The sequence below is a fragment of the Paenibacillus sp. EPM92 genome, from assembly GCF_016586185.1.
Classification (GTDB): domain Bacteria; phylum Bacillota; class Bacilli; order Paenibacillales; family NBRC-103111; genus Paenibacillus_G; species Paenibacillus_G validus.
Window position 1 is genome coordinate 68,577 of sequence record NZ_BCPS01000023.1, and the last position, 17,850, is coordinate 86,426.

A 17,850-nucleotide genomic window follows, 5' to 3' on the forward strand; every position below is an offset into this window, starting at 1 on the left:
CTGAACATAATAAAGCCGATGATCCTCATATGCCATATTCTTGAACATGCGTGGTCAAATATGAACTCCAGGTGATGAATGATCATGTCCGTAACACTCGATGCCCTAAAACAACTCGTAGTGAACATGAATGATGCCGAAATCATAGAACGCCAAACCGGACAGGGTCATCCGGTGACACTTCTGTTCATTCGAACGTTAATCGATCAGGAGCGTTTGAATGAAGCCGTTATCGGACCGCTGAACGGCCGCTCTCACGACACGATCATCGGCAGTCTGGCGGCCCCCCATGATGCGAAAATCACGGCTTTGAATGAGGCGAGGAAGCACCTTCTGCAAGGGTCCGTGCTCATCCATGACGGAATCCGGGACGAGTGGTGGGCCGTGCCGTTACCCAATCCGTTGGCCCGTTCCATCGAAACCTCCGAAACGGAAACCATTATATTCGGACCTAAAGACAGCTTCAGCGAACAATTGGAACAAAATATTACTTTAATTCGCAGGAGGCTTCCCTTAGCGGCGCTAAAAACGGAGACATTTACGCTTGGTTCCCTAAGTCAAACAACGGTTGTCCTCATGTACATCGATGGATTGACCAACCCGGAGTTCATATCCATAGCAAGAAATAAAATAACGGCGATCGACTTCGATCTTTTTCTGGATTCCTCCCATGTTGCCGCGTTCATGGAGGACCAGAATCACAGTTTGTTTCCGCAGTTTATGCAAACGGACCGGCCCGATTCCTGCGCGTATTCGCTTGGGCTGGGTAAACTTGTATTGCTGGTGAACAATACACCGTTTGCCTTAATCGCTCCGATTACCTTGTTCCATCTGTTTCAGTCCCCTGAGGACTACATTAACCGTTGGCTGGTGGCCAGTGTTTTGCGTTGTCTTCGATACTTTAGCTTCTTCCTGTCGATCACGCTGATTCCGATGTACGTTGCCTTAACGACGCACCACTATCAGATGCTTCCGCTGCAAATTCTTTTTGTTATCCTGGAATCGAGAAGCAAATTGCCGTTTACGCCGTTCTGGGAAGCGTTTCTGATGTTGGTTACGCTGGAAATTCTGAAAGAAGCCAGCTTGCGGATGCCGACCAAAACAAGTCAAACCCTTGGGGTGATCGGCGGTATCGTCATCGGACAAGCGGCGGTGCAAGCCGGCTTCGCCAGTCAGGTATTGATTGTTCTGATGGGTATTTCGGCCGTTGCCTCGTTCCTGGTTCCCAACTATCTGGTGACCAAATCAAGTTTGATCATTCAGTTCCTTTTTCTGGCGCTCGCGTCTTTATTGGGTATCCCCGGGATGGTGCTCGGTTCGACCGCAGTGCTTGCTCATCTGAATGGACTTACTTCCCTGAAACAACCTTATTTGGCGCCTGTATCCCCCTTTTACTGGAAAGAATGGATGGATCTTTTCATACGCGGTCCTTTGCGTTTCATGAATGTCCGTCCTGAATCTTTAAAGCCTTTATATAAATGGCGAAAACGGCCAAAGGAGAAAATAACTTGACGTCTTCTTCACTATTCAATAAAACGTCTCCCTATGGCGGCGTATACGCCATGTTTCTGGTAAACCGGCTTCAAATGCTTTACTTCGTCCTGGTTATGCCTGCGTTTTTAGTTCATCCCTATATGATCTGGGCCATTATCGCCATGGGGTTATTATCGCAGGTTAATCTGATCATGCTCTCCAGATGGTTTGCTTCCGATCTTTCTGAACAGGGCTATGAAGGATTTGTGCTGCTTTTTGGCGAGCGGACGGTGCGTTTGCTTGCGATGGCAGGCCTATTGTTCATCTTGATCAAGATCACCGTTGTCACGCAGGGCTACACCGATATTATTCATCAGTATATTTTTCCGTCGATGAACCGGAATTGGCTGATTCTTTTTCCCATCCTGATGAGTTTTTACTTGGCGGCTCAAGGCATGGAGAACATGATCCGCTTTATCATGATCGCTTATTTAAGTACGTGCTGGATGGTTATCGTCTTTGTTCCCTTTTATTTTTCGCCGACTGCATCGCTGACCGATTTATATCCGCTGATCCCTGCAAGCGGGTCGGCGTTTACATGGAAATCGCTGTTATTCATTTTGTCCGCCTTGTCAGGTCCGGAATATTTGATCCTGTTAACCCCTTGGCTTAATCCGCGGCAGAAGACGCTGAAATATTTTACTGCTGCAAATGCATACACAATTTGGGAATATTTGTTTCTGTTTATCGGCGCGTTATTATTTTATGGTTCCCACTACTTGAACACGATCAAGTTTCCGATTGTGAGTATGGTACGATACTTGCAATCCCCGGTTTTTGAGCGCGTGGACATCTTTCTGGTGTCGGTACATATGATTTACTTCATGTATGCGATGGCTCTCTTCTTGTTATTATGCTATGGGGCTGTGCGGATCATTGCAGGCAGAGTACACGCCAAGACCAGCCAGATCGGGCTTCTGTTAAGCGGTACGGCTGTACTTCTCTGTATGTTAGCGGTAAGCAATTGGTTTTGGGATGCAGGAACCGATCAGAACATGTGGCTCAGCCTGCAGAGCTGGTCAGGCGCATGTACGTATGTGCTCGCTCCCGCAGTCCTTCTGATAACCCTTAAACGAAAGAGGCGTGTCTAAGCTATGCGGCATATCCAAAGGTGTGCGTTAATGGTCGTATTGAGCGGTTTGTTGCTGCTGACAGGATGCGCCCCGTTCGTGGAGAACAATTTGATCGAGGAGCTTTCCCCTGTCATTTTCTGGTCGCTTGAGGATGCGGGTGAAGGGAAGCTGACGATCAGCACGCTGGTCCCGCCGCTGATCAGGGAAAGAAAGCGTATTCTCAGGCTGCAGGTCGATCTCATTAAACAAGGGGGAAAGGGATTTAATTTGCTTTATTACCGCGAATTGAAAGCCGGACAGCTTCGAATCCTGTTAATCCATGAAGACCTTGCCAAAAAAGGGATCAATTCGCTGCTTAACAACTTATTGACGGACCCCGATATTTCGCATCGCCTTTATCTGGTGATCGTAAAAGGAAGCTTTGACGATTACATCAACAGTCAACTGCTAAAGCAAGAAAAACTTGATTATTTTCTTTACCGCATGCTCAAACATTACGAGAAAAAAAATCAAGGAGAGCTGACGATCGTCAATCTCCATCATTTCATGAAAAAGCTGTACTCTCCGTATTCGTACCCGACGCTGCCTGTCTTCAAGGTTAACAACGAAAATTTCACTTACGAAGGAACTGCTTTCTTCAAGCATGACAAGCTTATAGCAAACGTTAAACAAGCCGATGACCAAATTATCCAGCTCATTGGCAACAATCGTTACCTGAAATTCCTCCCCATACCGGAATTATCGGTCGCTGTAGGTCATATTCGCTCCAAGGTCAATACGCGAATCAATGAAGATCATTCGTCCATGTATATGCACGTCGATCTGAACGGCCGGATTGAGGAATACCGGGGGAATGAAAATATATTGGAACCCGGCCAATTAGCCGAGCTCAACCAGGAAATAAAGTCCTACCTGGAGAAACAGACTACAGCCCTGCTGCAAAAAATGCAGCGCTGGAAAGTCGATCCCTTGCAGCTCGGGAATGTCACGCGAACCCCATTCTCGAAGGGCGTCCCCGAACAAGAATGGATAGATCAGTGGGAGAAAATGAAAATTTCCGTCACTTATGATCTTCACTTTCAGCCTTTGACCAATGTAAATCCATGAATGATACGGGTGCCGACTGGCAAATAATAGTATTCGGAAACTTTAATCCGAAAGGGGTATACCATTGAATCACGATAAGAAAAGCGAAACGAGTCCCAATCTCTCCGCAGCGAGCCAAACGCTGACGACCCGTCAGGGGCATCCGGTCACGGACAACCAGAACATCCGAACGGTTGGCAGCCGGGGGCCCAGTACGCTGGAAAATTACCATTACCTGGAGAAGATTACCCACTTTGACCGTGAACGCATTCCGGAGCGGGTCGTTCATGCGCGGGGAGCCGGAGCCCACGGTATTTTTGAGGCCTACGGGAAAGCCGGGGACGAGCCCATTGCGAAATACACCCGCGCCAAGCTGCTCCAGCAGCCGGGAAAACAAACCCCTGTCTTCGTCCGATTTTCTACGGTCATACATGGCACGCATTCGCCGGAGACGCTCCGCGATCCCCGCGGGTTTGCGGTTAAATTTTATACCGAAGACGGCAATTGGGATATGGTGGGCAATAACCTGAAGATCTTTTTTATCCGCGATCCGTTGAAATTTCCCGACATGATTCACGCCTTCAAGCCGGACCCCATTACGAATGTGCAGGATATGCAGCGCTTCTTCGATTTTGTATCGTTAAGTCCGGAAGCTACCCATATGATCACGTTTCTCTTTTCTCCATGGGGGATTCCCGCCAACTACCGGCAAATGCAGGGCTCCGGCGTCAATACCTACAAGTGGGTAAATGAGGCTGGGGAAGCTGTGCTCGTGAAGTACCATTGGGAGCCGTTGAAGCAGGGAATTAAAAACCTGCTGCAGCCGGAGGCCAACGAGATTCAGGCGGTGAATTTCAACCATGCGACACTGGATCTGTACCAGGCCATCGAGCGGGGCGACTATCCGGAGTGGGAGCTTTGCGTTCAAATCATGAGCGACGACGAGCATCCCGAACTCGATTTTGATCCGCTGGATCCTACCAAGCTGTGGCCTACCGATCAATTTCCTTTCCTGCCGGTAGGCAAGATGACGTTGAACCGCAACCCCGAGGACTATTTCACCGAAGTCGAACAGGCCGCATTCGGTACCGGCGTTCTGGTGGACGGGCTGGACTTCTCGGACGACAAGCTGCTGCAGGGGCGCACGTTCTCCTATTCCGATACCCAGCGGCACCGCGTAGGGACCAACTATTTGCAGCTTCCGATTAATGCGCCGAAGACACATGTCGCAACGAACCAGAGCGGCGGACAAATGCAGTATCGCCCGGACCGCGCCCCCGGACAAAACCCTCATGTGAACTACGAGCCCTCGTCCATGGGCGGTTTGCAGGAGGCGCCCAAGCGGGGCAAAGATCACGAGCCCTACTACGAAGCGAAGCTGGTCCGCCAGAAGATCGATCGGACGTGCGACTTCAAGCAGGCCGGCGAGACGTACCGGTCATTCGAGGATTGGGAACGGGATGAGCTCATTAACAATCTGGTCGATGCGCTCAGCATGTGCAAGAGCGATATCCGCGAGCGCATGATCCGTCATTTTACGGAAGCGGACGCCGACTACGGCCGGCGTGTGACAGAAGGGTTAACCCGGGCCGATCAGATCAAAATCGAAAGCGGACAAACCGATCCTGAACAAGCTGTCAAGAAAGCGCAGCAAAAGGGACACGAAGCAGAGCCTTATTGAGAAGAACGCCGCAGGCATACGCCTGCGGCTGCTTGCTGTAACGGCAGATAATTGTAATGCGCGTGCATTTACAATATTTTCTCAAAACAATAGTAAGGCGTACTCCGGAAAGGAAATTGGACGGCTCCGGTATGCATATACCCGGCTCGTGTATACATCGCTAATGCCGTCTCATTCGCGGAGTACACATCCAGCCGGATGCTGGAGCATCCTTGCGTTAACGTATATTGCTCTGCAAATTGAAGCAGCTTCTTCCCGAGTCCCATTCCCTGATAATCCGGATGAACCGCAAGACGATGAATACAGGCTGCTTTTCCCTGACGATCTTGCCAGTTTACTTGTAAATATTTGGAGCTTTGCTTTTCATCCACGACGACCGCCGCAATGACGGCCCCATCCTGCTTCACCCCGAACAGGCAGCCGTTCTTGAGATCGTTATGAATGACGAACCGATTCGGATAGAAGCGGTCCCATTGATAAATACCGTTCTCTTTGAGGTGACTCGTAACCGCTTTGTACAAATGCATCACGCTCTTATGATCCTGACGCTGCAAGGCTGCAATATGCATAGCTACCCCCCGATTCTCTTCTTATTCCGACTGAAGCTTGATTTGTTCAAGACGCCGGGCAGATTTCTTCCGATAAACGACGGTCCATACAATAGCCGCGCCGACAAAACCATACAGCACGAAGTTGGACAAAGCCAGAAATTGCGAGGTGGTCAGTTGAAACACCAGGATCACACGGACAACCGACTCCAGAAGCAGCATGCCCCCCCAAACCAAGGTCATTAATCGCATGACAAACCGGAAATAATCATATTTCCAATTGTCGGAAATGTCCTTATTGAGAAATCGGACAACCAGGTAAAACATGAGCGGACGCTTGAACAAAAGAGAGCCCAGAAAGACGAGTCCAACCGCTCCCGTAATAAGCGACTCCCGAACCAGCAATATTTTCTCGCTTCCCCCGAAGGATACGAGTACAAGCGTCAGCACCAAAGTGAAAAGCATTAACGTCCCGAACGCATCCAGCTTCTTGTGCTTGATCAAATGAACGACGTTATCCGCGAGCGGCACTAGCGTTGCAATGGATAAGGCCGCTATACTGCTCATGTAATGGGATAACCATTCATAAATGGCCCAAGGTGCGAGACCGTTGATCAACAAGGCAAAAATGACGTATTTACGGGTGGACATTTCGTATCCCTTCCTTTTCCGAGCACTTATTTTTGTTGTATACCGACCGTCGGTATGTTATATGTTTCATAATACAGACCGTCGGTCGGTATGTCAAGCGTTTTTGGAAGAAGTTTCTTCCGGGGCATCCCGATCATCTTCTGCATGTCCGTCCTATTGGATAGGCTTTGTGAATAGCATAGTATGGATAAACGTGTAAAGGGAGATTGTCCATGCTGACTTATGTGGTTCAACAAGGCGATTCGCTTTATCTCATCGCCAGACGGTTCGGAATTACCGTAGAGGCTTTAATGAAAGCGAATCGTCTGACTTCGTCCGTCCTTTACGTCGGCCAAACGTTGACTGTTCCTGTAGCTTTGCCGTTCATGTACCAAGTACAGCCGGGCGATTCGCTCTACTCGATTGCCCGGAGATTCAACACGACCGTAGATGCGATCATGGTCCTGAACAGCCTGACATCGGCATCGCTCTATGTGGGCCAAAGACTGCGAATTCCCGTCTATACCGAGGTGGTGGTCACGGTCGAAACGGCCAATGTGCGCAGCTATGCGGGGACGGGGTTCTCGGTCATCGCCCAAATGGACCGCGGCGCCCGTCTTCCTGTGACCGGGATTGCCGGCGATTGGGTTCGGGTTCGGCTATATAACAACAGGCCGGGCTGGATATTCCGCGACGTCGTCAACCTGGTTGCGCATGACGGCGAACGCCCGATCAAGGAAATATTGGGCTATTATACGGAAGAAGAAGGACCGACCTTGCCCAGCTCCCATCAGGTCTTCGTGCAGCAAAGCGCCCAGCTGTCCAATGTCGGGATGTTCCATTTCCGTATAAACAGGGAAAGCCCGACGCAAGTCGAGAAGTTTCCCGTGTTCGATGATTCTTATATGCGGCAAGAGGTCGAGTTCGGTCACCGCCACAATGTTAAAATGCTTGCCACCATTCATAACCTTCTATATGAACGGGGCAATCAGGAGGTCAATAAGGAAGTGGTCCGGCGGATGCTGGCCAGCTCCGATACCCGCAAAGGGTTTATCCAACATGTGATACGTCTTCTTCAAACCTATAACTTCGACGGCGTGAATATCGACTTTGAAGATGTTCATTACGAGGACAGAGAATTGCTTAACTCGTTCTATCGGGAATTGGGCCGGGAATTAAAGCGTTTAGGGTATTATTATTCCGTCGCTGCCCCGTCACGCACTTCTGACGAACCGACCAATCCTTTCTCCGCTCCATTCAATTATGCGCTTCTTGGGGAAGTTGTCGATGAGCTGGTGGTCATGCTTTATAACGAGCACGGCTGGCCGGGAAGCGGCCCCGGTCCGGTCGTTTCCATCGGATGGATGGAAAGCGTCATCAAATATGCCTTAACGAAAATGCCGGGCCGAAAAATTACGGCTGCCGTTTCCGTATTCGGTTTTGATTTCAATTTGACGACCGGCCGGAATACGTATGCGACTTACGATATGGCGATGGACCTTGCGAAAAAATACAATAAAACCATCACTTTCGATCAAAAAACACAAACGCCTATGTTCGCTTATACGGATGAGTCCGGCAACGAGCATGAAGTATGGTTTGAGAATGCGGCGAGCATTCGCGCCAAGCTTCTGGCGGCCCAGCGCCTTGGCATCCGGGGAATTGCCCTTTGGCGGTTAGGGATGGAGGATCCCGATATATGGAGGATGATTGCAGACGAATTTGTCGTAGAGAAAAGTATTGCGCCTTGAGCAAACCCATTCACTCCCGCATCCAATACGGCAGCCAAACGTTTCCTTTTTCGGTATAATGAAAGGCGTATAGACGTGTTTTGTCATGGGGGGATGCCTGCGTGTTTAACGAACAAGAAAAAGAAGCCTTTTACAAAATCATTCACACGAGAAGAGACGTAAGAACCTTTTTAACCGATCCGATTCCTCCTGAAACGATCATGAATTTGCTTGATGCGGCACATCATGGCCCTTCGGTAGGCTTCATGCAGCCATGGAATTTTATTTTAATAACGAAGGAAGAGATTAAGGCAAGGCTGGCTTGGGCAGCCGATAAAGAAAGACGGGCGTTGGCCATCCATTACGAAGACGGCCGGCAGGACCAGTTTTTAAGCTTAAAGGTGGAAGGCATCAAGCAGGCGCCGCTGACCATCTGTGTCACGTGCGACCCCACTCGCGGAGGTTCCCATGTCTTAGGACGAAATTCGATCCCGGAAACCGACATCTTATCTACGGCTTGCGCCATACAGAACATGTGGCTGTCAGCCTGCGCCGAGGGTCTTGCTATGGGCTGGGTCAGCTTTTATAAAAAAGCCGACGTCCGTGATATTTTAAGTATCCCTCCCCACATCGAGCCTGTTGCTCTGCTATCCGTTGGATATACCGAGCATTATCCCTCCAAACCGATCCTGGAAGCAGCGAATTGGGAAAAAAGAAGAAGTCTTACCCATCTTATCTTTCACGAATCGTGGGGAACCGCCTGACTCGGCCGGCTAGGATCCCCTTCTCCCGGTGCGGACGGATAAAGCCGAAAAAAGGCAGGCGGGCTGTGCCCCCCTGCCTTTCCCTTATCGTTACGCTTGCTTGGAAGCTTCAATTTCAATCGTAAATTTAACCTCATCGCCGATGAGCACTCCGCCTGTTTCCAGGACAGCGTTATACGTTAAACCATAGTCGCTGCGTTTGAGTTTTCCTTGCCCGCTGAATCCGACTTTCTCATTCCCCCACGGATCTTTGCCCGCACCCTCGAATGTGACGGAGAACGTTTCGGAACGAGTTACGCCATGAAGCGTCAGATTGCCGGTCACATCGTATTCTCCATCGCCGGTTTTGGTGATTTGAGTAGATTGGAACGTCAATTTCGGGTGTTGCTCAATATCGAAGAAATCGGCCGAGCGCAAATGATTATCGCGGTCGTTATTGCGTGTATCAATGCTGCTTAAGTCGACCTGCAATTGAATATCGGCCGATGTGAGGTCTTCCGGATCGGCTTCAATCTGGGCCTCGAAGGAATGAAAGGCTCCTTTAACTTTAGCAATCATCATGTGTTTAATCGTGAAATCGATACTGCTGTGCGTGGGATCGACGTTCCATTTCGATTTAGCCATAGATATGATGCCTCCTAATGAAATTTACTTACTTTTAATTATCGGCTTATAATTTATTATCTTATAATCATTCTATTTGTTTATCCTGATTTTGTCAATCCTGTCTTGGAAAATTTTGTTTTGATCTCCTTCGGTTTCCTGACACTTGGCTTCTTGGCCGTGATCAGCGTCGCTTACCGCTCCATGCTGCGCTCGCCTTACTCGAACTTCCAGCAGCTTAAACTCAAGCTGCCGTATTGATAGCTTCGGTGCGATAAGCTCGCCCTTCGGTTCGGGTCGCCGGTTCCCATAGCCAGCAGTAAGGGGATAAAATGCTCCGGGGTCGGCACGGCTTCCCGGGCAAACGGCGCCAAGCGATCGTATTGAAATAGCGCCTCCAGATCCCATGCTGTCAGCTTGTCCTCCAGCCAGCTATCAAATTGCAAGGCCCAATCGTTGACACGGGACGATCCTCCCCACTCCAAGCGCCGCAAATTATGCACCGTTCCCCCGCTTCCGATCATCAATATATGTTTCTCCCGAAGAGAGGATAACGCTTTGCCGATCCGGTATTGCTCGGCATTCGACAAATGACGGTTGACGGAGAGCGCGATGACCGGGATATCGGCCGCCGGATAGAGCAGACGCAGGACGACCCAAGCGCCGTGATCCAATCCCCGGACGGTATCGATTCCGGCGGCAATGTTCTCTTGCCGGAATAAATCTTGAATCTCGCTTGCAATCGCCGAATCGCCGGAAGCAGGATATTGAACTTCGTACAGCTCCTTTTGAAACCCGGAAAAGTCATAGATCGTATCATACGATTCGGCGCCGGAGATTTGTTGTTCTCTGCTCTCCCAGTGGGCGGAAAACAGGACGATGGCTCTCGGCTTCGGCAGCTCTGAAGCCAATTGCTTCAGAAAGGCCGTGTATTCATTCTGTTCCAACGCCAGCGACGGGGCGCCATGCGCAATAAAATAGGAAGGGATCACAGGGAAGCTCCTTATCGGTTATTGTTGGCATCTTGCAGCAGCCATAGCGTGAAATCTCTTCGATTATCGGAGGTCACCTCATGGGCGGCCGCATACGTTTTGTACGTGACATGGTTGGACAATCCGCGGAAATAGGCATGGTTCGCGTCGCCCAGCTGCTGCGGAAATACGGGATCATACTCGCCGTGGGAGATGAAGACGGACATATTCTTCACCGGTTGATGCGGGTATTCGTGCTGCACGAAAGCCGGAATATATCCGTTTAAGGCAACGATCCCTTTCAACTGCTCTCCCATGACCAGCGCCAGCGACATGGAAAGAATCGCACCCTGGCTGAAACCGAGAAGGTAGCGGCGGCCAGGGTCAATGGCATATTTATCGGTAGCGCAGCGGATAAAACGTTCCAGCTCCCGGATCGATTGATCAAAGTGTTCGCGAATCGGATTGCCGATGCTTTTAATATGGAAATAAGCATACCCGCTCCCTTGGGACAGATTTCCGCGGACGCCGATCACAATAAAATCATCCTTCAACCCGTCCAATAAGCCCATCATGTTCTTCTCGTTAGAACCAAGTCCATGCAGGGCGAAAATGGCCGGATACTTCTTCTCGGGGTCATAGGAAGAAGGCAGCTGCACGTCATATCTATAGTCGATAGTCACGGAATCAATCTCCCTTCGTTTGTATTCTTATAGAATACTTAGGTTCATATTTGTTAACTTTAAACTATCATGCGACGCTTGGAGTGTCAACCGTTTGTTTGGTATTATGAATATTATATATTTACGACTAAACCAAGGGGCATTCATGATGAATATCGGAGCTACCATTCGCGCTATACGCAAACGTAAAAAACTAACCATTCCCCAGCTGTGCGAGGGAACCGGTCTATCCAAAGGGTTTATCAGCAATGTCGAAAATAATAAAACCTCTCCTTCCATCGCTACATTAGAGAGCATAGCCGCCTTTCTCAAAGTGCCTCTCCCTTATTTGCTGCTCCACGAAGAACAACGGATGCAGGTGACTCGAAAGGAAGAAAGAAAGCTTACCACAACCGGCAAACAAAAATTGAAGGTCGAGCATCTCTCGGCACAGGGAGGACTGCGCATGATGATCGTCGAATTCCCCCCGGGGGCAACGACCGGCGATCACATCCATGAGGGAGAAGAATGCCATTTCGTCTTGAAAGGAACCCTGCTGGCAGAGCAGGGCGAAGATTCAGCCGTACTGGAAGAAGGGGATTCGTTCAGCTGGAATGCCAGTGTCCCCCATAAAGTAACGAACACCGGCGAGGGTCCTGCGCTGGTGCTTATCTCCGTTTACAAGGAAGTGCATTCATATGAGGAGATGTAGCAGGTCGAATCGACAAAATTTACACTTTTCTGGAATATTGACATATCGGTATTCGACGATATAATGAAGCACATGGATCCTATTTTAATTTTTAAAGCTCTATCGAACGAAACGCGCCTGCAAATTCTTCATTGGTTGAAAGAACCGGACAAATACTTTCCCTCCCAAGAAGGCGGTGACAGTAAGAAAATCGGGGTTTGTGTCAGCCACATTCAAGAGAAAGCGGGCTTATCCCAATCGACCGTTTCTCAGTATCTGTTAATGCTGCAGAGGGCCGGTTTGTTAGAAGTGAACCGCTACGGCCAGTGGACCTACTACAAGAGAAACGAAGCCGCTCTGCAACAGTTGTCTGCTTATATCCGGAATCAACTTTAATAAAGCATGCCCAAGATACATGGCTGAATTTCTTCCGACTGGAAATTCAGCCATGTATATATTGCGTTTAATATATCTAAAAATTTAGATATGTAGATATGTGAGTTTGTAAATTCGTGGATGGGAGCGGGCGAATACAATGAATTCAATTGAACAAAATAGAGCTTATAAGCAAATGTATGCCAAAGATAAGCTCACCCTCGGTTTCTTTATCCCGATTGAAGCTCATAAAGGCCGTGACATTCCGACCATGGAAAATCAGGCTCAACTGGCTCGCCGCGCAGACGAGTTAGGCTTCTCCGCGCTCTGGTTTCGCGATGTTCTTCTGCATGATCCCTCTTTCGGCGATGCGGGCCATCTGTATGATATGTGGATTTATTTGACCTATATCGCTGCGGGCACCAACCAGATAGCGCTTGCCACCGGCAGCGTTGTATTGCCGCTTCATCCTCCGGCACGGGTTGCAAAAATGGCGGCTTCTTTAGATCAATTGTTTCAGCAGCGTTTGATCCTTGGCGTTTCGTCCGGAGACCGCATGTACGATTTTCCGGCTCTAGGCGTTTCTCATGCCGATCGATCCGAGCTCTTCCGGGAATCCTTTGCTTATTTGCAAAGGGTTATTTCGGAATCGTTCCCGATCATTTCCTTACCTCTCGGCGTCATGCAAGGAAATGTAAACCTGATTCCCAAACCGGCCGGAAGGGTGCCTACCTTCATTACGGGCTACAGCCAACAAACCATAGAATGGATTGCCGAGCATGGAGACGGATGGGTGTACTATCCCCGGAACGTGGCTAATCAGGCCCGGTCCATTGCGGAATGGCGCAGATGCATCGAAGAGAAAACACCCGGCGTGTTTAAACCGTTCTCCCAGTCGTTATTCATCGATCTGAGCGAGGATCCGGACGAAATGCCTACCCCGATTCATCTGGGGTACCGGCTAGGCAGGAACTTGCTGATTGAACTCTTGGAAAGCTTCCGGGAAATCGGGGTCAATCACGTCGCGCTCATTCTTTCCCTGGGGATCCGGCCGGCTGACGATGTGCTTGAAGAGCTTGGACAATTCGTCCTTCCCCACTTTCCCACCCATACGCATGAACACATGCATAGACCTTAGGAGGTAACGAAAGATGCTTATATCCATTTTGGATCTTGCCCCCATCGTTGTGAACGGTACAGCGGCAGATTCGTTCCGCAATACGCTTGATCTCGCGCAGCATGCCGAAAAGTGGGGCTATAACCGTTACTGGCTTGCCGAGCATCACAATATGCCGGGGATTGCCAGCTCGGCCACATCGCTGGTTATCGGCCATGTCGCAGCGGGCACCAAGAAGATCCGCGTAGGCTCCGGCGGCATCATGCTGCCCAATCATGCTCCTCTGGTCATTGCCGAGCAGTTCGGGACGCTGGAATCGCTCTACCCGGGCCGCATTGACCTGGGGCTCGGAAGAGCCCCGGGGTCCGATCAGCTTACAGCCCGGGCTCTGCGGCGCGGTCTGGGAAGCGACGGCCATGATTTCCCCGAGCTGCTAAGCGAGCTCCGGGCCTACTTGAACCCGGCAGCCGCCGACGCCCGTCCGATGGGCGTGCGCGCCATTCCCGGCGAAGGTCTGAATATCCCGATCTGGCTGCTCGGCTCCAGCGGCTTCAGCGCCCAGCTGGCCGGCCAGCTGGGCCTTCCCTTCGCCTTCGCCAGCCACTTCGCTCCGGATTATATCAAGCAGGCTTTAGAACTGTACCGCAGCAATTTCCGTCCATCGGAAGCGCTGGATAAGCCTTACGTCATGATTGGCATTAACATCATTGCCGCGGACACGGACGAAGAGGCCCGTAAGCTGGCTACGTCACAGGAGCAGCAATTCCTGAACCTCATCCGCGGCGGCACCGGCCCCTTGAAGCCTCCGGTAGAAAGCATGGATGCTCTGTGGTCTGTCCATGAAGAAGCTATGGTTCGCAGACAATTGAGTTATACCATTGCCGGGAATAAAGAGACGATTCGGAAGGAATTGCCTGCTTACCTTCAAGCAACGCAGGCCGACGAATTGATCGTCGCCGGGCAAATTTATGATCATCAAGCCCGTTTGCGATCCTATGAAATTTTAGCCGAGGTCGTGCAATAACATAAACGTGACCTAAATGAAGGACCTGGCCGAGTTGAACTGAACCCATAATTTGAGACTAGAAAAAGCACCTCCCTGAATCGTATTCTAATGATTCTAGGGAGGTTGTTTTGTTATGGGGAATAAAGTGCATTATCCTGCTGAATTGAAATGGAAGGCAATTGAAATGAAGAATCAAGGGTATACAAGACGTGAAATTATGGATGTACTAGGTATTAAGAATGTAACTCAACTAAAACGGTGGATGAGATGGTATCGTGACGGAGAGGACTACCGATTTAATCAACCTATTGGGAAGCAGTATACCTACGGAAAGGGTCCTGAGGAACTCAATGAAACGGATCGAAAGGATCTGGAAATTAGGCATCTGAAAGCAAAGGTCGCTGTGCTGGAAAAGTTCGTGGAAATATCAAGGGGGTGGGATCAAAAATCATAGTTGAGGTCATTGAACAGCTCAAAAATAAGTATAGGGTTAAGGAATTGTGCTTTATTTTAGGAGTAACGAAATCAACGTATTACCGTTGGAAGAAGCGAAATACCACATTGGATGAAGTTGAACAGGCTGTGATTAACCTATGCAAAGCACATAAATATAGGCTCGGTTATCGCAAAGTAAGAAATAGGGTAAGTAAAATTTTAAAAAGACAAATTAATCATAAACGCATTTTACGATTAATGAGGCTGCATCAGCTATTGTGCAGACCCAAAAGAAAGAAGAAGGTATTTCTAACCGGACAAGATCCCATTGTGGCACCTAACCGTATTGAACGAGATTTTAAAGCCACCAGGCCCAATGAGAAGTGGTTTACCGATATTACATATTTAAACTTTGGAGAAGAAACCTTATACTTCTCTTCCATTCTCGATATGTACAATGGGGAAATTATTAGCTATAAAATGAGTACTCGTCAAGATATTACCTTAGTTTTAGATACACTTGAGGAAGCTTGTAGGGAAAGAAGGGTTAACAACACAGTTCTTCACTCGGATCAAGGGGGTGTCTACACGTCAAAGCGATTCCAACAATATGTAAAAGAAAAAGGCATTATCATGAGCATGTCCAGAAGAGGAAATTGCCACGATAATGCCGCAATAGAATCATTCCACTCTGTGCTAAAGTCGGAAGCATTCTATGCAGAAAATATAAAAAACATACCGAACTCTATTGTACAACAAATTGTCGAGGAGTACATTTGTTATTACAATAATGATCGTTTTCAAATAAAATTAAACTACCTGTCACCAGTAGAATATTGGCAACAGGCAGGGTAGGTGCTTTTTCAGCGTCCCATAAATGGGGTTCAGTTCAAGTGGCCAGGTCCTTTGTTGTGCACATCCATAAATCAGACTTTCCCCGTGCCGGTTCTGCTCTCCAGAAGCGCCCGTTAAGGACGAATGCCCTCGCTGACCGGCGCCTGCTTGGGAAGCCACGTCTGCTCGAGCAGCAAGGCGGTCAAAATCCCCACCAGCACGCCGTTACTCATGGTATACTGCAAGACCGTCGGCAATCCGGAGAAAACGGCTTGCGGCAAAAACATAACTCCTGTTCCAAGCGTAAGCGAAAGGCCAAGGATGGTCAGACGCCGTTGATCCAACGTTTCTTTCAGGACCGAGCTGATCCCAATCCCGACCATCTGTGAAAACAACGCCAGCATGGCTGCATTCGCAACGGGCTCGGGCAGCGTGGAGAGGAACGCGTATACGAACGGAAAAAAAGAAGCCGCGGCAAACGCCAGACAGGCGATAAAGAACGGAAGCATCCGGGTCTGACCGGTCGTGCGCACAAAGCCTGAAGAGACGGAAAAGGGAACGGTTGCTATCGTTGAAAATACGGACGCCAGGATTGTCGATACACCGCTGATCAATCCGCCCTTCTCTAAACGACCTTCACGGCCGACAGGTTGGCCTGTCATCTGCTCTCTTTCACTAAGAACCTGCCGCATAGAGGATACCGAAACGATGACACTGGAAACGAGTACAAGCGAGACCATGACCGAGGAAACGAACGTGCCTGCGTCCAGCCGCGGCAATCCCCATGCGAATAGATCCGGTAAGGATACAAGTGCCGTCGCCCGGGGCATACTTTCTCCCCCGTTCACCAGCACAAAGACCACCCACCCGGCAATCATCCCTGTGAGGACCGCATAGCTTTTCATCCAGCTTTTCCCCCAGATGGAGAGAGCCAGCACCAGGAGGAAGACGGAGAATGAAACGGCGACATCGCCCGGTTCAATCGGGGTCGACGTCCCGCTGAACCCTATCATTCCCTTTAACATGGCGCCGCTTAATTGAAAAGTGAGGATGATCAAGTAAACCCCGTTGACCAGAGGTGTAAATAACTTGAGCATCTTTTCCATCCAGCCCGCCGCCCCAAGGACCGCCAAAATCGTGCCCGCCAGCAGCATGGAGCCTTCCAGCAGCCGCAAGTTCTCCATGGGATCCTGTTGATTTAAGAAAGCCATCTGCCCCATTAAAACAAAAACCCCAACCCAGATGCCGGCCGGACCGTCAACGATAGGCAAGCGGTGACCTAACCATCCCCCCAATAAAGTCGATACCCCCACGACAAGGAACGTGCGCTGCATGAACCCGGAAATTTCATCGGCGGGCAGTTGATAGGCATGGCCGATGATGATCGGAAACGCTATAGATCCGGCAAGCAAAAACATAAACCATTGAATGGAGGCCATAGCCGTTCCCCATGATCCGTTTTTCATTCTTGATCTCCTCTTCTTCCTCTTCGTAATGGTAGCCGAATATTGACATTTATTCTCTAAGATTACTCTTACTCCCCCTGCAGCTCAAGATTTTTTTGGCATCCGCGTATAGGGATAAGTGCCCTTTTCCCGCATGCCGGCATATGATGCAGTATGTTAAGCGAAGGATCAGATCCATGGCTGTACGAAGCAGGGAGAGGCATAGATCCGGCGCGACAAAGCTCAACTTCACCGCGGGAGGAAAAACATGAATCAACAACAACTATCCGGACAGAACCCCCTGGCAGTCCCCCCATCCTACCAGCCGATGCAGCCGGGTCCGGCTCAACCGTCAATTTATCCTTGGCCTCGTCAAGACTACATCCTGTACGAGGACTACTTTCAAGACGTACGCGATCATGACTACTATTTTCATGATGATTATGTTCATGACTATTGGGATCAGCCGGAGCCTGCCTGGCACCATCCGTGGGATCATCACGAACACCGCTACTCTTGGTGGCATGACGGGCTGTGGCACGACAACCCCTACCCTCCATCCCTCTTGCCGGCTTATCCTGGCTTTATCGATTAAAGAAAGCCGACCCCCCTACTACGGGTGTCGGCTTGAGTCCTATCCAATATAGCGGCTAGTTTCCCTTGGAT

The 17,850-nt window shown here is 49.7% G+C and carries 17 protein-coding genes and 1 pseudogene; 12 read left to right on the forward strand and 6 right to left on the reverse strand.

The annotated features are described in order from the left end of the window. Positions 1 to 84: 84 nt before the first annotated feature. The 4 genes and pseudogenes from JMF85_RS03990 to JMF85_RS04005 form a co-directional block, all read left to right on the forward strand. On the forward strand, positions 85 to 1,512 hold the full coding sequence (locus JMF85_RS03990; protein ID WP_236595727.1) for a spore germination protein: 1,428 nt from the start codon (positions 85 to 87) through the stop codon (positions 1,510 to 1,512). Continuing rightward, on the forward strand, positions 1,509 to 2,624 hold the full coding sequence (locus JMF85_RS03995) for a GerAB/ArcD/ProY family transporter (RefSeq protein WP_201317789.1): 1,116 nt from the start codon (positions 1,509 to 1,511) through the stop codon (positions 2,622 to 2,624). The genes JMF85_RS03990 and JMF85_RS03995 overlap by 4 nt, the downstream gene beginning before the upstream one ends. A 30-nt stretch (positions 2,625 to 2,654) precedes the next feature. Next, positions 2,655 to 3,713: a Ger(x)C family spore germination protein gene (locus JMF85_RS04000; protein WP_236595728.1), complete on the forward strand. Its 1,059-nt coding sequence runs from the start codon at positions 2,655 to 2,657 to the stop codon at positions 3,711 to 3,713. A gap of 64 nt (positions 3,714 to 3,777) precedes the next feature. Beyond that, a pseudogene (locus JMF85_RS04005) lies at positions 3,778 to 5,274 on the forward strand (catalase); the annotation flags it as partial. 167 nt (positions 5,275 to 5,441) lie between these two features. On the opposite strand, the gene JMF85_RS04010 reads toward JMF85_RS04005, so the two are convergent. Then, a complete protein-coding gene (locus tag JMF85_RS04010) occupies positions 5,442 to 5,942 on the reverse strand; it encodes a GNAT family N-acetyltransferase (RefSeq protein WP_155614908.1) in 501 nt (166 codons plus the stop codon). 21 nt (positions 5,943 to 5,963) lie between these two features. Continuing rightward, positions 5,964 to 6,572, reverse strand: a complete 609-nt coding sequence (locus tag JMF85_RS04015) for a VC0807 family protein (RefSeq protein WP_054797226.1) — start codon at positions 6,570 to 6,572, stop codon at positions 5,964 to 5,966. Positions 6,573 to 6,784: 212 nt separating this feature from the next. On the opposite strand from JMF85_RS04015, the gene JMF85_RS04020 reads away from it, so the two are divergent. Further along, entirely contained in the window at positions 6,785 to 8,302 is a 1,518-nt protein-coding gene (locus JMF85_RS04020) for a LysM peptidoglycan-binding domain-containing protein (protein WP_127605207.1), read from the forward strand. A 101-nt stretch (positions 8,303 to 8,403) separates the two neighbouring features. Then, a complete protein-coding gene (bluB, locus tag JMF85_RS04025; protein ID WP_127605209.1) occupies positions 8,404 to 9,045 on the forward strand; it encodes a 5,6-dimethylbenzimidazole synthase in 642 nt (213 codons plus the stop codon). Positions 9,046 to 9,135: 90 nt separating this feature from the next. On the opposite strand, the gene JMF85_RS04030 is transcribed toward bluB, so the two are convergent. From JMF85_RS04030 to JMF85_RS04040, 3 genes are all read right to left on the reverse strand, one after another. Beyond that, positions 9,136 to 9,669 (reverse strand): YceI family protein, encoded by a 534-nt coding sequence (locus JMF85_RS04030; protein WP_054797227.1) that lies wholly within the window; start codon positions 9,667 to 9,669, stop codon positions 9,136 to 9,138. A 197-nt stretch (positions 9,670 to 9,866) separates the two neighbouring features. Continuing rightward, on the reverse strand, positions 9,867 to 10,640 hold the full coding sequence (locus JMF85_RS04035; RefSeq protein WP_201317792.1) for a DODA-type extradiol aromatic ring-opening family dioxygenase: 774 nt from the start codon (positions 10,638 to 10,640) through the stop codon (positions 9,867 to 9,869). Positions 10,641 to 10,651: 11 nt separating this feature from the next. Continuing rightward, positions 10,652 to 11,302: an alpha/beta hydrolase gene (locus JMF85_RS04040; protein ID WP_201317793.1), complete on the reverse strand. Its 651-nt coding sequence runs from the start codon at positions 11,300 to 11,302 to the stop codon at positions 10,652 to 10,654. Positions 11,303 to 11,450: 148 nt separating this feature from the next. Between JMF85_RS04040 and JMF85_RS04045 the strand changes: the two genes are divergently transcribed. From JMF85_RS04045 to JMF85_RS04065, 5 genes are all read left to right on the forward strand, one after another. Next, positions 11,451 to 11,993: a helix-turn-helix domain-containing protein gene (locus tag JMF85_RS04045; protein ID WP_201317813.1), complete on the forward strand. Its 543-nt coding sequence runs from the start codon at positions 11,451 to 11,453 to the stop codon at positions 11,991 to 11,993. A 72-nt stretch (positions 11,994 to 12,065) separates the two neighbouring features. Further along, positions 12,066 to 12,368 carry an ArsR/SmtB family transcription factor gene (locus tag JMF85_RS04050; protein WP_201317794.1) on the forward strand — a complete coding sequence of 101 codons (303 nt, stop codon included), beginning with the start codon at positions 12,066 to 12,068 and terminating at the stop codon, positions 12,366 to 12,368. A gap of 139 nt (positions 12,369 to 12,507) precedes the next feature. After that, entirely contained in the window at positions 12,508 to 13,485 is a 978-nt protein-coding gene (locus JMF85_RS04055) for an LLM class oxidoreductase (protein WP_201317795.1), read from the forward strand. A 13-nt stretch (positions 13,486 to 13,498) separates the two neighbouring features. Then, a complete protein-coding gene (locus JMF85_RS04060; protein ID WP_054797229.1) occupies positions 13,499 to 14,488 on the forward strand; it encodes an LLM class flavin-dependent oxidoreductase in 990 nt (329 codons plus the stop codon). A gap of 115 nt (positions 14,489 to 14,603) precedes the next feature. Next, positions 14,604 to 15,760 (forward strand): IS3 family transposase gene (locus JMF85_RS04065; protein WP_155614240.1). Its coding sequence is split into 2 segments (ribosomal slippage): positions 14,604 to 14,871 and positions 14,871 to 15,760, totalling 1,158 coding nucleotides; the frame shifts between segments, so codons are not numbered across the junction. A 113-nt stretch (positions 15,761 to 15,873) separates the two neighbouring features. Here JMF85_RS04065 and JMF85_RS04070 read toward each other — a convergent pair. Further along, entirely contained in the window at positions 15,874 to 17,205 is a 1,332-nt protein-coding gene (locus tag JMF85_RS04070) for a purine/pyrimidine permease (protein WP_201317796.1), read from the reverse strand. Between the two features lie 247 nt (positions 17,206 to 17,452). Here JMF85_RS04070 and JMF85_RS04075 point away from each other — a divergent pair, with 247 nt between their 5' ends. After that, the gene (locus JMF85_RS04075) at positions 17,453 to 17,779 is read left to right on the forward strand and encodes a hypothetical protein (protein WP_201317797.1); all 327 of its coding nucleotides are present in this window, start codon (positions 17,453 to 17,455) and stop codon (positions 17,777 to 17,779) included. The last annotated feature ends 71 nt before the right edge of the window (positions 17,780 to 17,850 follow it).